Below are 735 nucleotides of genomic sequence, written 5' to 3' on the forward strand. Positions count from 1 at the left end.
TCATCAGGCACATTTTCCCTCAGCCGTGCTCCGCTCTCAGCGACTGAGCTATCAACGTCGATATCGAACTTAACACTTCCTGTCACACCAATTTTTTCAGCAGAAATACCCAGTGTCGCGAAGCGTTGAGCATCTGGCTGGTGTTGACACAGCACCAGCTGCAAACTCTCAAACAGCCATGACACCATTGGCAATAAGCGTCGGTAACCTTTCGCAGAGCGCTCAGATAAGCGCGCATTGGCCAGCACAACAGGACAGCCCAAGGCTCGCGCGCCGTGAATCATGTTTGGCCATAACTCTGTTTCCATGATGATCACAAAGCTTGGACGTATACGCTTTAAAAAAGCGCGCACGAAAAGCGGAAAATCGTAGGGTGCATAGACGTGAAAAACACTGTCGCCAAACAGCTTGTCAAGCAAGGCTGAGCTCGTTGGCGTCATGGTAGTGATGGTGATTTTTTTCTCGGGATAACGGGACTGTAGCTCACGAATAATCGGCTCGGCTGCAAGCAACTCACCAACAGATACTGCGTGCACCCAAATGTCCTGCGCTTGCTCTGGGGCCTCAAAAAAGCCCATACGCTCCAGACGACGAGTTCGATATTCAGGCGCCTTTAAACCTCTCATCCACAAACGTAGCAATACAAAAGGCATGCAGATGGCCACTAGAATTGAGTACACTAAACGAACCATAACCAAAAACGTCCTATCGATAACGCGGGCGAGTATACCTTAG

Annotated in this window: 1 protein-coding gene; it reads right to left on the reverse strand. The window is 49.8% G+C overall.

The annotated features are described in order from the left end of the window. On the reverse strand, nucleotides 1-692 hold a 692-nt coding region (locus A3750_RS17285; protein ID WP_304440207.1), incomplete at its 3' end, for a glycosyltransferase N-terminal domain-containing protein. Between the last annotated feature and the right edge of the window lie 43 nt (nucleotides 693-735).

Source organism: Oleiphilus sp. HI0079, from assembly GCF_001635105.1.